At 54.7% G+C, this 17,051-nt stretch carries 11 protein-coding genes and 1 riboswitch; of the genes, 8 read left to right on the top strand and 3 right to left on the bottom strand.

Annotation, left to right across the window (positions count from 1 at the left end; genetic code table 11):
- The first annotated feature begins 188 nt into the window (after window positions 1-188).
- From PXC00_RS10440 to PXC00_RS14195, 3 genes are all read left to right on the top strand, one after another.
- Window positions 189-2,270, top strand: coding sequence for a methyl-accepting chemotaxis protein (locus PXC00_RS10440; protein ID WP_275845473.1), 2,082 nt, complete (start codon window positions 189-191; stop codon window positions 2,268-2,270).
- Window positions 2,271-2,480: 210 nt separating this feature from the next.
- Complete coding sequence (locus PXC00_RS10435; RefSeq protein WP_275845471.1) at window positions 2,481-5,177, top strand: SEL1-like repeat protein; 2,697 nt, start codon at window positions 2,481-2,483, stop codon at window positions 5,175-5,177.
- Window positions 5,178-5,353: 176 nt separating this feature from the next.
- Window positions 5,354-6,625: a C40 family peptidase gene (locus tag PXC00_RS14195; RefSeq protein WP_456064452.1), complete on the top strand. Its 1,272-nt coding sequence runs from the start codon at window positions 5,354-5,356 to the stop codon at window positions 6,623-6,625.
- Between the two features lie 43 nt (window positions 6,626-6,668).
- On the opposite strand, the gene PXC00_RS10425 is transcribed toward PXC00_RS14195, so the two are convergent.
- Window positions 6,669-7,574, bottom strand: coding sequence for an AraC family transcriptional regulator (locus tag PXC00_RS10425; protein ID WP_275845469.1), 906 nt, complete (start codon window positions 7,572-7,574; stop codon window positions 6,669-6,671).
- Window positions 7,575-7,694: 120 nt separating this feature from the next.
- Here PXC00_RS10425 and PXC00_RS10420 point away from each other — a divergent pair, with 120 nt between their 5' ends.
- Entirely contained in the window at window positions 7,695-9,674 is a 1,980-nt protein-coding gene (locus PXC00_RS10420) for a glycoside hydrolase family 31 protein (RefSeq protein ID WP_275845467.1), read from the top strand.
- Between the two features lie 88 nt (window positions 9,675-9,762).
- On the opposite strand, the gene PXC00_RS10415 is transcribed toward PXC00_RS10420, so the two are convergent.
- Window positions 9,763-11,877 (bottom strand): methyl-accepting chemotaxis protein, encoded by a 2,115-nt coding sequence (locus PXC00_RS10415; RefSeq protein WP_275845465.1) that lies wholly within the window; start codon window positions 11,875-11,877, stop codon window positions 9,763-9,765.
- Between the two features lie 134 nt (window positions 11,878-12,011).
- On the opposite strand from PXC00_RS10415, the gene PXC00_RS10410 reads away from it, so the two are divergent.
- On the top strand, window positions 12,012-12,260 hold the full coding sequence (locus PXC00_RS10410; RefSeq protein WP_275845463.1) for a hypothetical protein: 249 nt from the start codon (window positions 12,012-12,014) through the stop codon (window positions 12,258-12,260).
- 243 nt (window positions 12,261-12,503) lie between these two features.
- Here the strand turns inward: PXC00_RS10410 and PXC00_RS10405 are convergent, their stop codons facing one another.
- Window positions 12,504-13,319, bottom strand: a complete 816-nt coding sequence (locus PXC00_RS10405; RefSeq protein WP_275845461.1) for a helix-turn-helix transcriptional regulator — start codon at window positions 13,317-13,319, stop codon at window positions 12,504-12,506.
- A 105-nt stretch (window positions 13,320-13,424) separates the two neighbouring features.
- On the opposite strand from PXC00_RS10405, the gene PXC00_RS10400 reads away from it, so the two are divergent.
- The 3 genes from PXC00_RS10400 to PXC00_RS10390 all read left to right on the top strand — a co-directional run bounded on the left by PXC00_RS10400 (window position 13,425) and on the right by PXC00_RS10390 (window position 17,048).
- The gene (locus tag PXC00_RS10400; RefSeq protein ID WP_275845460.1) at window positions 13,425-14,984 is read left to right on the top strand and encodes a GH39 family glycosyl hydrolase; all 1,560 of its coding nucleotides are present in this window, start codon (window positions 13,425-13,427) and stop codon (window positions 14,982-14,984) included.
- A gap of 51 nt (window positions 14,985-15,035) precedes the next feature.
- Window positions 15,036-15,151: riboswitch (FMN riboswitch) on the top strand.
- A gap of 173 nt (window positions 15,152-15,324) precedes the next feature.
- Window positions 15,325-16,425: a bifunctional diaminohydroxyphosphoribosylaminopyrimidine deaminase/5-amino-6-(5-phosphoribosylamino)uracil reductase RibD gene (gene ribD, locus PXC00_RS10395; RefSeq protein WP_275845459.1), complete on the top strand. Its 1,101-nt coding sequence runs from the start codon at window positions 15,325-15,327 to the stop codon at window positions 16,423-16,425.
- 17 nt (window positions 16,426-16,442) lie between these two features.
- The gene (locus PXC00_RS10390; protein WP_316934949.1) at window positions 16,443-17,048 is read left to right on the top strand and encodes a riboflavin synthase; all 606 of its coding nucleotides are present in this window, start codon (window positions 16,443-16,445) and stop codon (window positions 17,046-17,048) included.
- Window positions 17,049-17,051 lie beyond the last annotated feature (3 nt).

The following is a 17,051-nucleotide window of genomic DNA, read 5'->3' as shown; positions in this document are numbered from 1 at the left end:
GAGTCCTGATGCAGTGTTTGACTTTATGCATTAAATTCGTATTAAGTAAATTTTAAATGAAAATTGTAAAATAAAAAATGAGATTCTCACTAAATGTATTGACTTTTCATACTGATAATGCTACTATTTTTATAAATGAAAGTGTACAGATACCGGGAAAATGAGCGAGCAAAGGGGCGGGAAAGGATATGAAAAAGGGTTCTCAAAACAACCGACGCAAAAGCCTGCTGTTTCAGATTCCACTGCGGGTGGTTTCCGCAGTGGTGGTGTGCGTGTTTATCATGTGCGCGGTTCTGGCGGTGCGGCAGTCTGCCGCCACGAAGCAGTCTGTGGAAGAAAAAATCGACTACCTTGCGGAAAATAACGCATATACGGTTACAACCTACTTAAACGCCATGCAAACCATGTCCAGCTCCCTGGCAAATGAGGTTTCGCGCATCGATGTGCTGGACGACCAGAAAAAGGACACGCTGCTGCGTGCCAGCCTCAAAAAGCTTTCGGAGGATGACCGCATCTTTTCCGCCTATGTGGCGTTTGAGCCGAACGCCATGTTTGCAAAAACTCCAAACGGTCTGTCTTATTATGAATACAAAGACGGCAGCTCCAAAAAAATGGATGTCAACAACGATTACAGCGATTATGAAAAGGCGGACTACTATGCAACCACCAAGCAGACGAAAAAGGCGCATATCACCGAGCCATATTCCTATAAATTGTCCAACGGTGAAACAGTCTGGCTGATAACCATCAGCAATCCGATTCTGAACGCGAGCGGCAAGTTTTTGGGCGTTGCCAATACGGACATCAAAACCAGTACGCTGAACCAGCTGACCTATAACGTCGGCAAATTCCAGACTGCCCACAGCTACATCCTGACCGGCAATTCCATTTGCGTAAACGATACGGCAGATAAGACGAAAACCGGTAAGAAATATACGGACAGCGTTGCGGACAGTCAGGTTTACCGCGTGACCAAGCTGCTGCAAATCAGTGGTCTGGAAAATTCGTGGACCAGCACATTCAGTGTGTACCGCAGTGAGGCGCTGCAAGAAGTTTTGGTTACCACACTGCTGGTCGCGCTGCTTGGCGCGGCGGGTACAGCCATCGTGGCGGTGTTCATTGTCCGCCTGCTGCGAAAGTCTCTGTCACCGATTCGGGACGTTGTCACGCTGACGCAGGACATGGGGCGCGGCAAGCTGGATACAGCCATCCGGGTTACCACCCAGGATGAGTTGGGCGAGCTTGCTTCGGTGACCCAAAGGACTGCCGCAGGACTGCGGAAGTATATACAGGAGATTTCCGAGGTGCTTGGCAAAATTTCCGAGGGCGATTTGTGCGCTTCGGTCAAACTGGAGTATCTGGGCGATTTTGCACCGATTAAAAAGGCACTTCAGGAGATTCTGGACGCTCTCAACGGACGTTTTTCGGAAATTTCGGTTTCTGCAGACGAAGTTGCGGGTGGTTCCGGCCAGGTGGCAAGCGGCGCGCAGGCACTGGCGCAGGGCGCCACAGAGCAGGCCAGTACACTGGAGGAACTCTCCGCAACCATTACGGATATTTCCAGTCATGTGAAAGCAAATGCGGCGAATGCGGCGAACGCTAATCAGAACATGGAGCGCGTCCGCGAAGAACTGGAACGCAGCAATGCCAGTATGCAGGAAATGGTTGCTGCAATGGAGCGCATCCACACTTCCTCTCAACAGATCAGCAGCATTATCAAGACCATTGATTCCATCGCTTTCCAGACCAATATCCTTGCGCTGAATGCGGCTGTAGAGGCAGCCCGCGCCGGTGAGGCGGGCAAGGGCTTCGCTGTTGTGGCAGACGAAGTGCGCAATTTGGCAGGCAAGAGTGCGCAAGCCGCCAAAAATACTACGGAATTGATTCAAAGCACCATCCAGCAGATTGGTGATGGCTCCAAGATTGCAGAACAAACCGCACAGGCGCTTGCCGCGGTGGATGAAAGCGTACAGGAAGTTTCCGGCGGCGTTCGGCAAATTTCCACTGCATCACAGCAGCAGGCCGCAGAGATTGAGCAGGTCACTACCGGTGTGGAGCAGGTTTCTGCTGTGGTGCAAACCAACTCCGCAACAGCAGAGGAAAGTTCCGCGGCAAGTGAGGAACTTTCGGGGCAGGCACAGATGTTGAAATCTATTGTCAGTAAATTTCATTTGCGGGAACAAACCGCCGAGGCACAGCCATCCCAGATGCCGCAGGCAGCAGCACCGCAGGTGGATTTTAACCAGCCCGACCGGACAGATAAATACTGAACCCGTGTGAACCGAAGATTTTCTGTATTTCGGTTTTGACGAACAGCCGCAGGTGCCGCCGAGCCCTGCGGCTGTTTCTGTACCGAAAGTTTGCGGTAACAAAAATAGTGGAAGAACTTGCGTGACAGACCCCTGAATTTATGCGATACTGTGTGATATAACCGAAAAAATACAGCGGCGTTTTGCCGCCGGAAAGGAGCCGGTTTCAACATGAATGAAAAGGATATGCATCCTGATAAGGATGCTGGTCCAAACGATGCGGCAACCGTGTTCTTTCTGAACCCGAAACTGGTTGCCGAAGCAGCCGCCCTTTTGAATCGCCGGCGGGAGGCTCTGCAGGAACTGACAGCGCGTGCGGAGGGCAGCGACCTGCAGGCACAGTACGAACTGGCAGTCCGCTGCTATACTGGTGATGGTGGAAAGCGGGACTTTTCCCAGGCGGCATATTGGTTTCGCCGAGCGGCCGAGCAGGGGCACGTGACCGCCCAGTATTATCTGGGTCTCTGCTATGAAAATGGCTTTGGCGTGGAACAGGACAACGCATTGGCAATTCAGTACTATCAAGAGGCAGCGGAGCAGGGCTTTGCACCGGCACAGTGCCTGTACGGTTGGCATTTGGAACTGGGTGCAGGCATTGTGCAGGATCAGGAGCAGGCGGCGCAGGAATATTTGCTGTCGGCCGAGCAGGGGTTTGCGCCGGCACAGTGCAATCTGGGTTTCTTTTACTATCACGGCATCGCGGTGGAGGCTGACGACGCGCAGGCGGTATATTGGTTCTCTAAGTCTGCAAAACAGGAATACGCGCGGGCGCAATTTCTGCTGGGCGAATGCTATGATAACGGGTACGGCACAGAGCAAAATCCGGTGAAAGCTGTTGAACTGTACCGTCTGGCTGCCGAAGGGGGCTTTCCTTCGGCGCAAAGCCGTCTGGGATTCCTGTTTTTGCAGGGAGAAAAAGTAGAGCAGAGCGACAAACAGGCTTTTTTCTGGCTGACCAAGGGCGCCGGGCAGAAAGAAGCTTCTGCACAGTACCTTTTGGGCGAATGCTATGAATTTGCGTACGGAACTGAAGCAGATCCGAAAAAAGCGCTGGAGATGTACCGGCAGTCCGCCGCGCAGGGATACGCGCCGGGTCTGTGCAGCGTGGGGGGCTGTTATTATTACGGGGTTGGCACCGAAGAAGACGACGCCGAAGCAGTGCGCTGGTTTACGCTGGCGGCAAAGCAGGAGCACGCCCACGCGGAGAGTCTGCTGGGCGAGTGCCTGCTGAACGGCCGCGGCATTGAGCGGAACTTTGAAAAAGCGGTGGAATACTTCCGCAAAGCGGCGGTGCAGCAGCACCCGCAGGGGCAGTATGACCTGGCGTGGTGTTTGGAGCACGGTGTTGGTACGGAGCAAAATGCAGAGCAGGCATTCGCGCTGTACCGACAGTCTGCAGAACAGCAGTATGTTCTGGCTCAGTGCAGCCTGGGAATCTGCTATGCAAACGGCATTGGTACGGCAGCAGACGACACCGAAGCGGTACGGTGGTTTGCACAAGCGGCAGAGCACGGATATGCGCGTGCTCAAAGCCTGCTGGGCGAGTGCCTGCTGAACGGCAGCGGCACCGCGCGAAATCCGGAGCAGGCGGTGGAATGTTTCCGAAAGGCGGCGCAGCAGAGCCCGCAGGGGCAGTATGACTTGGCGTGGTGTCTGGAGCACGGTGTTGGTACGGAGCAAAATGCAGAGCAGGCATTCGTGCTGTACCGGCAATCCGCTGAGCAGGGATATGTACCGGCGCAGTGCGGTTTGGGCTTCTGTTATTACAACGGTATTGGTACCGAAGAAAAGAATGAAGAGGCCGCGAAGTGGTTCACGCAGGCGGCGGAGCAGGCGTATCCGCGTGCGCAGTTTCTGCTGGGGGAATGCTTTGAAAACGGCTTCGGTGTTGAGAAAAACGGCGAAAGGGCTGTGCAGCTGTATCGGCAGTCCGCTGAGCAGGGGTACGCGCCGGCGCAGAATCGGCTTGGCGATTGCTTCTTTTACGGCGATTTGGTGGAGCAAAGCTTTTCGGAAGCAATGCAGTGGTTTACGCGGGCGGCAGAGCAGAACTATGTTCGAGCCCTTCACAATCTCGGCAAATGCTATGAGTTTGGTCACGGCGTGGCAAAGGACGATGCTGAGGCGGCGAAGCACTATCAAATTTCCGCCGAACAGGGGTATGCGCCGTCACAGGTGGACTTGGGCTACTTTTATGAAACCGGCCGCGGCGTTCCGAAAAATTCGGAAAAAGCATTTCAACTGTATCGCAGTGCGGCAGAGCAGGGCTATGCCATCGGGCAGTTTGACACCGGTAACTGCTACCACCATGGAATCGGTGTGGCGCAGAACTACGACGAAGCCGTCAAATGGTACCGACTTGCCGTGCGTCAGGGTGAAGTTTCCGCCTGCGTTCATTTAGGTTTCCTTTATGAAAACGGCTTCGGTGTTGCGCGGGATCAGCAGGAAGCGCTCCGCCTGTACCGCTTGGCGGCAGATAAAGGCAGCGATACGGCGCTGTATCATCTGGGTCATGCGTATCGGTACGGCCGCGGCGTGAAAAAGGATTTGCAGCAGGCAGCGCAGCTGTACCAGCTTGCCGCAGAGCAGGGAAATCTGTGTGCGTTTAACGAATTGGGCGACTGCTACGAAACCGGCGAAGGCGTGGAGCGGAATCCGGAAAAGGCGATGCAGCTGTACCAGCAGGCGTTCCGCGGCGGCTATGCATTTGCGGCTTCCAGTATCGGTTTTTTATATGAAAAAGGAACCGGCGTTCCGAAAGATTTGGACGAGGCGGTTCGCTGGTACCGGTTAGGGGCGGAACAGGGCGATGAAGACTGCCGCACGGCTTTAGAGAAACTGCAAAAACGAAAAAGGTGGAGCAAATGACTGCCTGCAGCAGCGCAGCAAAACAGTCTGCTATACGCGCGAAAAATGCCGGATTCTGCAGAATCCCGTGTGGACAATTCTGTCGATCAGTAGTACAATAAAAGAAAATTGTGGCGGAAAAATGAGTTGTTTGCGGCGTGCGGCGGAAATAGGAAAAATGGGAAAGGGAGATGTGCGTGAAGCAGAAGAAAACGGCGGCAAAGCGGGCAGCTTTGACGCTCTTTGCGGTGCTTTTTGCGGCTGTGTCGGTTTTGGCGCCTGCTTTTGCAGAGGACGACGTGAATACGCTGAAAGAGAAGCAGGCACAGTATGCGCAGCTGCAGCAGGAAAACCAGCAAAAGCTGGCGTCCCTGCGAAATGACCAAAGTAAAAAAGAAGCTTACGGCGCGGCGCTGCAGTCACAGCTTGCGGTTATTGAGGAGCAAATCAATGACTGCAGCAACCAGATTACCAGTTTGGATTTGCAAATGCAGAAGGCGCAGAATGAAATCACCGAAAAGCAGAAGCAGATTGATGCGGACAACCAACTGCTCAAAGAACGCCTGCGCGCTTTGTATATGTCCGGCGAGGCGCGTAACCTGCAGATTCTGCTTTCTTCACAGACGCTTTCTGACCTTTCGGATAAGTCGGAAGCCCTGCAGATGGTTGCGAAGCACGACACCGCGCTGATCAACCGGTTGAAAGCCGACAAGGCGGCGGTGCAGCAAGCACAGGAAACCATCCGACAGAAGCGCACGCAGGCGGAGGAGATTCAAAGCAGTGTGGCAGGCAAGCAGCAGGAGCTTGCGGCGGCACTTACGGAAACGAATCAGTTTTTAAAAGAACTGGGGCAGCAGGAAGTGAACCTGCAGGACCAGAATGCCTCACTGGATGTGCAGGCTGCCAAAATTGCCTCGGCAATAGATGCCTGGACGCAGAAACAGGAGCAGCAGAAAAAGCAGCAGCAGGCGGCAGCGGCTGCCAGCCGTGCGGAGCAATCATCAGAAAGTTCCAGCCAGTCTGCGTCTGACAGCAGTTCCACAGACAGCGGCAGCAGCCTTTCCTCCATCGGCTCCTCCGCCTCGCAGTCCAGTTCCGGCTCCTTCTCCAGCTTGATTGCGGAAGCGGAAAAACATTTGGGAACCCCGTATGTGATGGGTGCCAATGGCCCAAGTGCGTTTGACTGCAGCAGCTTTGTCTGCTGGGTTTTCACCCATTCCGGTGTACATAATCTTCCGCGAACAACGGCGCAGGGAATTTATGACCAATGCACGCCGATTTCCGTGTCGGAAGCGCGGCCGGGCGATATCATTTTCTTTACCGGCACCTATGACTGCGGAGAAACGGTGACACACGTCGGCATTTACGCCGGCAGCAACACCATGATTCACGCCGGAAATCCGGTGCAGTATACGTCGATTGACACCGCGTACTGGCGGCAGCATTTTTATGCGTTTGGTCGTCTGTAAAAGGGACAAGCAGTTATTTTCAGCGCGCGCAGGCGCGCTTTTTTTATGCCTGTTTTACGTTTTCTTCCTTTTCCGCGTGTTCCCGCCGAAAGGCAGAGGGGGAGCAGTGCATATACCGCCGAAACACTTTGTTAAAGTAGCTGATGTTGTTAAAACCGGAAAGCCCGGCGATTTCGCCGATTTCCTTGTCAGTTTCCTGCAGCAGCAGTCCGCTTTCTCGGATGCGGCAGGCGTTGAGATACTCCACAGCGGACATTTTCATCATGGACTTGAAAAAACGGCAGAACTGCCCCTCACTCATTTGAAAGGCAGTTGCCAGTTCCGGCAGGGTGATCTTTTGGCGATAGTGCCGCTGCAGATAGCTTAAAATCGCCTTCATGCGCGCCACGCGATAGTCGCACTGTGCGGCGGATGGTTCCTGTACAGTTTCCGCGTGCAAGTACAGCAGGTACCACAGTTCCTGCAGCTTTGCTTTAATTAGCAGATCAAACGCTTTTTCCTGCTGTACATAAGCGTCACGGATTTGTTCCAGCAGCGAACAGACCTGCTGCCCCCACACGGTGTCCGGCCGGATGTGTTCGGGAAAGCAGGTGCGCCCATCCAATACCGGCGCAACGTATTTTTGGGAAATACCGTCCTCCACGCAGCTGCCCAGAACCACAGGCTGAAACACCACAGCGAAAAAGCGAAAGGGCTTGTTTTCTGCTGTGGTGGCTGCGTGCAGGCAGTTGGAGTTGACAAACAGCGCATCGCCTGCTTGGACGGGATAGCTGCGCGCGTCAATGCGGAAAGCGGCGCTGCCTGCCGTCACTACCAGCAGCTCCACTTCCTCGTGCCAGTGGCAGACCAGCCGTTCGCGCAGGCGGGTGTCGGTGTCAATGATATGAACCATCAACGGAAACAGTGCGTCACCGTGCGGAATTTTTTCTTTCAGGATATCCGGATTCATGCGGCGGTTTCCTCCTTGCAAAGGTCAGGATTGTGTTAAGAGTCGTCAATTTTCTTCAAGAATCCCTTGCGAAAAATCAGTATAGTATCAGTATACTGTAAAAAGGATTGGGGTGCAATCATGTCTTTCTCAGAAGAAAATCATGCGCTTGTTTTTACCAAGCAGGGAGAAACGCTGCGCATTGAGGCGTGGGGCAAAAATGCGCTGCGGGTGCGCTGTGCAAAATTCGGACGCTTCAGCAGCCGGGACTGGGCGCTGGGCGCGCCGCCCGCGTCAGAACCGCAGGTGACCATTTCACAGGAGCAGGCGGTTATTCAAAACGGAACGCTGCGCGCCTGCGTCAACTTTGCCGGTGTCATTACGTTTTACAGCGGCGACCGGCAGATTCTGCAGGAGTTTTTCCACTGCTATGGCGGCACCATCAGCCGCGAAAGTAAGTGCACGAAAATCATTGCCCGCGAGTTTGTGCCGATTGTCGCCGGGGAGTATCAGCTGCACGTCCGTTTTGAAAGCAACGACGGTGAAAAGATTTTCGGCATGGGGCAGTATCAGCAGCCCTATCTTAATTTAAAAGGTTGTATGCTGGAGCTGGCGCAGCGGAACTCACAGGTGACAGTGCCGTTTGCTGTTTCTAGTTTGGGCTATGGCTTTCTGTGGAATAATCCGGCGGTTGGGCGGGTATCGTTCGGCAAAAACTGCACCGAGTGGGTTGCGGAAATGACCGACCAGATGGACTACTGGATGACAGCGGACGACACACCGGCGGCGATCCTGAAAAATTACACGGAAGTGACCGGCCGCGCGCCGCTGCTGCCGGAAAACATCATGGGACTTTGGCAGTGCAAGCTGCGCTACCGCACACAGGAAGAGGTTTTGTCCGTTGCCAGAAAGTACAAAGAACTCGGCATTCCACTGGATGTCATTGTCATTGATTTCTTCCACTGGATTCGGCAGGGAGACTGGGGGTTTGACCCGGAATACTGGCCCGACCCCAAAGCTATGACGGACGAACTGCACGCAATGGGCACCAAGGTGATGGTTTCGGTTTGGCCGTCGGTAGACCGCAAATGCAGCCACTTTGCCGAAATGTATGAGCGCGGGTTGCTGGTCACCACAGAGCACGGCACTATACAGACCTACGACTTTAACGGCGATTGTGTCACCTTTGATGCGATGAATCCGGAGGCGCGGGACTTCATCTGGGACGTCTGCCGCGAAAATTATGTTCAGTACGGCATCGACTTTTTCTGGTTGGACAATGCGGAACCGGATTACTCTGTGTACGATTTTTCCAACTACCGCTATTACCTCGGGCCGGCGCTGAAAGTCAGCAACGTTTATCCACTGCTGTACACCAAGGCTTTTTTTGACGGTCAGAAAAGCACCGGACAAGCCGATTTTGTCAATCTGGTGCGCAGCGCTTGGGCAGGCAGCCAGAAGTACGCGGCACTGGTGTGGTCCGGTGATGTTCCCAGTACCTTTGAGGCGTTCCGCGACCAGGTTACGGCAGGCTTGAATATCGGCTTGGCGGGCATTCCGTGGTGGACTTCCGACATCGGCGGCTTTATGGACGGCGACGGCAGTGACCCGGCGTTTGTGCAGCTGCTGCTGCGCTGGTTCCAATTTGCGGTGTTCTGTCCGGTTCTGCGGATGCACGGCGACCGGGAACCGCACAATATTCCGCCGCTGAGCGACAAAGACTATGGCGGCGGATACCTGTACACCGGCCAGCCGAACGAACTGTGGAGCTACGGGGAGAAAGCCTTCTCCATCATGAAAAAGTACCTGCAGATTCGTCTGGAACTCAAGCCGTATCTCCTTAAGCTTTCGCAGGAAGCGCACGAAACCGGCGCACCGATGATGCGTACGATGTTTTACGAATTTCCGCAGGACAAGGTCTGCTGGGAGCTGTGTGACCAGTATATGTTCGGCTCTTCCTACCTGGTGGCGCCGGTTCTGTATCCGGATCAGACCTCCAGAAATGTTTACCTGCCGGCGGGGCAGTGGCAGGCGCTGTCTGACGGGCAGAAATACGAAGGCGGCCGGCGTATTTCATGCGAAACGCCAATGGACTGCATTCCTGTGTTCCGCAGACTGTAAGAAAGATTTTTTGAGTGCAAAAAAGACGGGCAAAACCGGAAGACCGTGCTTCCGATTTGTCCGTCTTTTTCTGGCATTTTTGTTTGCTTTAGAAGCTGTATTTGCCGCTGTCGCTACTGTTGATGCAGGCAGTGTGCGGGGCGGCAGGTGCCGGTGGAGCCGCTTGTGCGAAAGCGGCCGGTGCGGCAGCCGCTTCGGCGTCCTCCTTGAGGCGGAACTGCTCTACCAATTTTTTCAGCATCTGTGCCTGCCCGGAGAGTTCTTCGGAAGCGGCGGCGGATTCCTCCGAGGTGGCGGAGGTCGTCTGCACAACACTGGAAATCTGGTCGATACCCTGCGTAATCTGCGCGATGGAATCAGACTGGCGGTTCGAATTTTCTGCGATCTGATTGATACCGGAAGCAATCGCCTTTGTGCCGTCAACGGCGGTCAGAAGCGACTGCGCGGTTTCATCTGCAATGTTGGAGCCGCGTTTGACTGCCTGCAGCGAACGTTCAATCAATTCAGAAGTGCTCTTGGAGGCGTCCGCAGACTTGCCGGCGAGGTTGCGTACCTCATCAGCGACAACGGAGAAGCCCTTGCCTGCTTCGCCGGCGCGTGCCGCTTCGACTGCGGCATTCAGCGCGAGGATGTTTGTCTGGAACGCGATGTCCTCGATGGTTTTGATGATTTTGCTGATTTGGTCGGAGCTGGTTGTAATGTCGCCCATGGCACGAACCATCTCCTGCATCTGGCTGTTGCTTTCCAATAGCTGCTGCTCCACCGTTTCCATGCCGGTGTTGGCCTGTGTGGCTTTGTCGGCGTTCTCGCTGACCTGTTTGGAAACTTCGTCGATGGTTGCGGCAAGCTCCTCAACAGAGGAGGCCTGCTCCGTTGCACCTTGGCTCAGGGACTGTGCACCGGCGGCAACTTGGTCAGAACCGGCGGCAACCTGGTCGGCAGACTGCCGGATGGCACCGATGGTTTCGCTCAGAGAAGCGGAAATGTGCTGCAGGGCGGCTTTGACTTTGGCAAATTCGCCTTCATAGTTGTACTTGAGCTGATAATTCAGATTGTTCGCGGCGATTTCGTTGAGTATATCCGCGATTTCATCAATGTAGTTGACGTAATCACGCAGGCGGGTTACGGTTTTGCTGAAATTATCTGCCAAAGTGCCGAATTCATCGCGGGAGTGGAACGTGATTTGCTCGTCCAAATGGCCGTCTGCAATTCGTTTGGCAACACCGTCCAGTGCTTTGACGGGTTTATTGACCATGCGGTTAATCGAGAACGTGATGAGTGCGCCCAGAACCAAGATGGTGACAATCGCCATAATCAGCAGGGAACTTGTGAGGGAGCTCATTGCGCTTAAAATTTCACTTTTCGGTACATAGGAAAGCGCAATCCAGTTGCTGCCCGAAATTTTCTGCAGGTCGATGTACATACTGCTGCTGCCGTTTTCATATAGGAAAATGCCCTGCGTGCCCTGTTTGACTTTACTGGCGGCAAACTGGTAAAGGCCGTTCGACTCTTTATCCAGTGTTTTACCGACCACAGAACTGTTTTTGGAGCCGATGACCATGTTGGTGTTGGCGTCAATTAACGAAACGCCGCCGGTTTTTTCAATGGTAATGTCCTTGACGATTCCTGTAATGGAGTCCAGAGAAATGTCAGCGGCAAGCACACCTGCCTTTGCGCCGTTCGCTCCCGTTAAGGATGCAGAGGCGCTGACAATGTACTTTTTTGTGCTTGCGTCCATGTAAACGGGCCCAAGGGTAAACTTGTCTGTGTTAATGCCGGTTTTGTACCAAGAACGCTCGCGTGCGTCGTAACCGGCAGGCGGCGTGTAGGTAGGATCCACCAACGCGCCGGTTGGCAGACCCATGTAAATGCCGTTTTTGAAGGTGTCATAGCGGTTTGTGGTGTGTTTCAGAAAGCGCAGAGTTTCCGCGCCGTTTTTGGGATTCACATACTCCAGTGCAGACCGCTCCGCATCCAAAGCGGTCAGGTTTTTCTGAATCCATCCGCTGGTTTCATTGGTGACACTTTCGCTGCTCTTACTCAAAATGGTTTCACTGCGGGAAAGCAGAATGTTGCTGGTGCTGTTAAAAACGAGCAGCAGCATGATCACCACGGATGCAGCGACCGGTGTCAGCAGTACGGCCAGCAGTTTGGTCAGGATGCCTGCACCCTCCCGTTCCTTGTTTTTGTGAGTTGCCTTCATGTTAGAACCTCCTAAAAATCATAATCATGCCCAAATAAGCAGATATAAAAAAGCCAGTTTATTCGTGATATGATTCATTATATATCTATAGTGCGAAAAAGTCCATCATTCAGCAAAATATATAAAGATATAATTTGAAAATAGGCGTAATAAACATAAAGAAAATACAAATTGCGAACTTTATGTTTGAAAATTCTAAAAATATTTCTCTATTTTCCGCGGCAGCGGCAGGCGGAAAACGGCAAAACTGCGCAAAAAAGGGCGGACACGCAGCAGAAAAACGCCGTGTGACCGCCCTCAAACGGGCAATGGAACAAACATCGAAATTTAATGAGCATTTAACCCAAACGAAACACAGCCGCCGTCCTGCAGGACTACAATAAAGATAAAGAAGAAAGGGATGCCTGCAAAGGAGGATGCTGAAGTGACTGAACACGCCGCCCTCAAAGTTTTTCTGATTTCCATGGCTGCGACCGCACTGGTGGTGTGTGCCATTGTGGCTGCAGCGGTTCTGCGAAGCGTTTGTTGATGTGTGCTTTTCCTGTGAAAGAAAGACCGGCGGCGGGGTGCCCTGCTGCCGGTCTTTCTGCGAAAAGAAGAATCCGTCAAAAATGCGTGGGGATACATCATTGTGCCGGCGGCGCAAGTTGTATATCATGGTACAGGAAGGTTTGTTCCGAAGCATCCGCCTGCTTGCGGAACGCGGTGGGAGAAAGCCCAGCTGTTTTTTTGAACTGCCGGCAGAAATGCTCCAGGTTGCTGTAGCCGCACTGCTCTGCCACTTCTGAAACGGGTTTGTCTGTGTACAGAAGCTGGTCTTCCGCCATGCGGATGCGCCCGTCAATGACATCCTCCATGCAGGAAGTACCGAAGATTTTTTTGTACAGCACCTGCAGGTATCCGGAGCTGAGGTGCAGCTGTTCTGCCATGCGGGGAACCGTCCAGTCGCCCTGCGGATGGTTGTAAATCTCTTTGCGCATCAAAAGCAGGCTGTGGTAGTGCGGAAACGAAGACTTCAGCGAACAGGCTTCCAGCAGCTTGGTAAACAGCACACGCAGCAGCTGGTCTACGGTTCGTTCGCTGTTCAGCCCGGGCATGGTGTGCTCCCACGTCAGCAGCTGAAACAGGCTGTGGCAGTATTCGGGGTCCGGCAGCAAAAACGGCCGCCCCTGCACCGGCAGAGTGGAAACGTACGTTTCCGTAGAGTCAAAGCGGATCCAGTCGTTTTCGTATGTGCTGCCGCAGGCGCGGTAGTAGATTTTTTGCCGTGGTGCAAACAGCACCGCGCACTTGGCGGGGTATTCCCGCAGGGTGCCGTCCACAAAGAACAGCGCCGGCGTGTGTGTCAGCAGCAGCAGCCAGCAGTCGTGCCCGCCGGGAACGTCGAAGATGAAGTTTTCAGTATGCACCGCACTGTAGCCGATGTAGCGGATATGATTCATGTGGCAGACTTCCTTACATAAAAGAAGAATCGGTCAATTTCAGTCAGTATACCACCCGGCCGCACAGCGGTCAAGAAAAAGTGGAGAACGGAGTGTTTTTTTAGGATGCAGGAAAGCAAAAGTTACCGGATCCTTCCGGCAGATACGGTGCCGTTTCACAACGGCGCAGACGAATGCGTGGGTACCGGACGTATGGGTCTGGCGCTGCAAAAGGAATATCAGGACCAGCTGGCGCTGGTACAGCGCGAAATCGGGTTCAAGCACATCCGCGGCCATGGCCTTTTCTGTGAGGACATGGCGATTTACCAGGAGTACAAGGATGAAAACGGCAACGTGGTGCCGGAGTACAATTTCACCTATTTGGATATGGTGATGGACAGCTATCGAAAAGTAGGACTGCGGCCGTTTTTGGAACTTGGCTTTATGCCGAAGGCACTGGCGTCCGGTGAGCAGACCGTGTTTTATTGGAACGGGAACGTAACTCCGCCCAAAAGCTACAATGCCTGGTGTGCGCTGGTGCAGGCAACGCTGCGCCACCTAATGGAGCGTTACGGTGCGGATGAAGTGGTTACATGGCCGGTGGAGGTTTGGAACGAGCCGAACCTTGCCGGATTCTGGAAGGATGCCGACCAGAAGGAATATTTTCATCTGTTCGAGCGCACCTTTGCCGCTGTCAAGGAAGTGGACGCGCGCTTTCAGGTGGGTGGCCCGGCGTGCTGCGGCGGTACCGACGAAATCTGGATTCGCGCTTTTCTGGAGTTCTGCAGCGATAAGAAGATTCCGGTGGATTTCATTTCACGCCATCACTATACCATTGACCAGCCGGAGTTTGTGGGTCACTGCGGCTATGCGAAGCTGAACGAGCCGGATGCGGGGCTTGCCAATCTGCATACCACCCGCGAAATCACGGACAGCTTCCCGCAGTACCGTGGTCTGCCGATTCATGTAACGGAGTTTAATACCTCGTATAATCCCAGAACGCCGCTGCACGACACCAACCAGAATGCCGCTTACATTGCCCAGCAGCTTTCCCGTTTGGGCGACGACAACGAAACCTACTCTTACTGGACGTTCGGCGATATTTTTGAGGAATCCGGTGTGCCGTTTACCCCCTTCCACGGCGGTTTCGGTTTGGTTGCGAACGGCTGCATTCCCAAGCCGACTTTCTGGACTTTCCGGTTTTACAAAGATTTGCAGGGCACGTGCGTGCACCGTTCGGACGATGCGGTCATTGTGAAAAAGGCAGACGGCCGATACTGCGGCGTGGCGTGGAACCTTTCACTGTACCGCACCGGACGCGCGCTTTCCCTGCAGTTCCGGCTGCCGGCGGACCGCGCGGAGGAATGGTGCCTGCTGACCAAAACGGTGGATGAAACAACCTGCAATCCGCTGAAAATGTGGCACGACATGGGCGAACCGGCCAGCCCCTCCGAAGCCCAGAACACGCTGCTGCGGCAGGCGGCTGTACCGTTTCTCGCTACCGAGCAGAAGTTTGCAGAAAACGCGGAGCTTTTCCTGCAGCTTTCCCTGCAGGAAAACGCCGTGGTGTACTTTGAACTGACACCGGTTAAACGGCAGAATGACCGCGGATTTTCCTATGCACGCACCATGCGCGGCGAAGCGCCGGAGTCGGCAAAGCAAGATGTTGCTGGCGCCAAAGCCTGAAAAATGGCTTGACAGGTTTTGTAAAATCACCTATAATAACAGCAATTGAATAAGAATCTTCGGGGCAGGGTGAAAGTCCCTATCGGTGGTAAAGCCCACGAGCCGTAAGGCATGATCCGGTGTAATTCCGGGGCCGGCAGTTACAGTCTGAATGAAAGAAGATTGCAGAAGCAGTTCTGCTGCGTTTTAATACCTGTATTTTCTGTCCTGAAATGATGTTCTTTGTCGTTTCAGGACTTTTTGTTATATTTCCATACAGGAAAACCGCCGCGGCTCCGCTTGGAACAGATCCCCTGAAGTATTCGGATTCAGGGGATTTTTTCTGTATGGGAGGTTTTTTATGACGGACGAAACGTATATGCGCCTGGCACTGGAGCTTGCCCAAAAGGGCTGCGGGCGCGTCAGCCCCAACCCGATGGTCGGCGCCGTGGTGGTTAAGGACGACCGTGTCATTGGCAGCGGGTACCACCGGCAGTTCGGCGGCCCGCACGCGGAGCGGCAGGCGCTGGCGGACTGTCGGGAATCGCCGCGCGGCGCGACGCTGTATGTCACACTAGAACCGTGCTGTCACTGGGGAAAAACACCCCCGTGTACGGATGCGATTCTGGAAAGCGGCATTGCGCGGGTGGTGGTCGGTTCCGGCGACCCCAATCCGCTGGTGGCGGGCAGGGGAATCCGCATTTTGCGGGAACACAGCGTGGCGGTGACGGAACACGTTCTGCAGGCGGCGTGCGACCGGCTCAATGAAGTATTCCTGCACTACATCCAGAGCCGAACTCCGTTTGTTGTGATGAAGTACGCCATGACGTTGGACGGAAAAATCGCCACAGCTGCCGGATTTTCCAAGTGGATTACCGGCAGGGAGGCGCGGCTGCGAGTGCAGCAGGACCGCAGCCGGTACACGGCGGTTTTGGCAGGTGTGGGTACGGTGCTGGCAGACGATCCGCTGCTGACCTGCCGCCTGCCGGGCGGACGCAGTCCGATTCGTGTGATTTGTGATACGCACCTGCGCACGCCGCTCACTGCGCAGGTGGTGCGCACAGCCAAAGAGGTGCGCACCCTTTTGGTGTGCGGCAGCACAGCGGAAGCGCATCGCCAGCCGTATCTGGAAGCGGGCTGCGAGGTGCTGCCCCTGCCGGAGCAGGCGGGTCACGTGAATCTTTGTGCCCTGATGCAGGAACTGGGGCGGCGGCAGATTGACAGTGTCCTGCTGGAGGGCGGTGCGGCGCTCAACTGGTCTGCGCTGCAGAGCGGCATTGTGCAAAAGGTGCAGGCGTACCTTGCGCCGAAGCTGTTTGGCGGCGCAGCTGCCAAAGGGCCGGTGGGCGGCAGCGGCGTTTCCACCGTGCAGGATGCATATCGCCTGACGGTATCGGAAGTGACACCGCTGGGGGATGATTTGCTGCTAGAAAGCCGGGTGATTCCGTGTTTACCGGCATAATTGAGGAGGTTGGCACCGTGCAGGAAATCCGGCACGGTGCAGCGTCGCTGGCATTGTCCGTTTGCGCGGCAAAGGTGCCGGACGAGCTGCAGCTGGGGGACAGCGTGGCAGTCAACGGCGTGTGCCTGACGGTGACAGAGCGCCGCCCGGACGGCTTCACGGCGGACGTGGTGCATGAAACACTGCTGTATACGGCACTGGGGCGGCTGCACCGTGGCAGCCGCGTGAATTTGGAGCGTGCCCTGCCAGTGGGCGGGCGTTTGGGCGGGCACCTGGTTGCCGGACACATTGACGGCACCGGAACGGTGCTTTCCGTGCGCCGGGATGGCAGCGCCGTCTGGTACATCATTCGCTGTGACGCGGCGCTTCTGCGCTATCTTGTAAAAAAAGGTTCCGTTACGGTGGATGGCGTCAGCCTGACCGTGGCGGAAGTCAGCGGCGAAACTTTTTCGGTTTCCGTCATTCCGCACACCGCCGCGAGCACCACGCTTAGCGAGCGCAGGGCGGGCGATTTGGTCAATGTGGAAACGGACTGTGTCGGAAAATACATCGAAAAGCTGCTGGGTCTGTCGGCACCGGAAAGCGGTGTCACGCAGGCGTATCTCAAAAAATTTGGATTTTAGGAG

The sequence above is a fragment of the Caproicibacterium argilliputei genome, from assembly GCF_029211325.2.
GTDB lineage: Bacteria > Bacillota > Clostridia > Oscillospirales > Acutalibacteraceae > Caproicibacterium > Caproicibacterium argilliputei.
The sequence above is the reverse complement of the archived record's forward strand: the minus strand, read 5'-3'. Positions and strand labels throughout refer to the sequence as shown.

Excerpts from the sequence above, each read along its gene's own strand:
- PXC00_RS10440 (WP_275845473.1), top strand. The coding sequence starts at position 189 with ATGAAAAAGGGTTCTCAAAACAACCGACGCAAAAGCCTGCTGTTTCAG.
- PXC00_RS10435 (WP_275845471.1), top strand. The coding sequence starts at position 2,481 with ATGAATGAAAAGGATATGCATCCTGATAAGGATGCTGGTCCAAACGAT.
- PXC00_RS10425 (WP_275845469.1), bottom strand. The coding sequence starts at position 7,574 with ATGAATCCGGATATCCTGAAAGAAAAAATTCCGCACGGTGACGCACTG.
- PXC00_RS10420 (WP_275845467.1), top strand. The coding sequence starts at position 7,695 with ATGTCTTTCTCAGAAGAAAATCATGCGCTTGTTTTTACCAAGCAGGGA.
- PXC00_RS10415 (WP_275845465.1), bottom strand. The coding sequence starts at position 11,877 with ATGAAGGCAACTCACAAAAACAAGGAACGGGAGGGTGCAGGCATCCTG.
- PXC00_RS10405 (WP_275845461.1), bottom strand. The coding sequence starts at position 13,319 with ATGAATCATATCCGCTACATCGGCTACAGTGCGGTGCATACTGAAAAC.
- PXC00_RS10400 (WP_275845460.1), top strand. The coding sequence starts at position 13,425 with ATGCAGGAAAGCAAAAGTTACCGGATCCTTCCGGCAGATACGGTGCCG.
- ribD (WP_275845459.1), top strand. The coding sequence starts at position 15,325 with ATGACGGACGAAACGTATATGCGCCTGGCACTGGAGCTTGCCCAAAAG.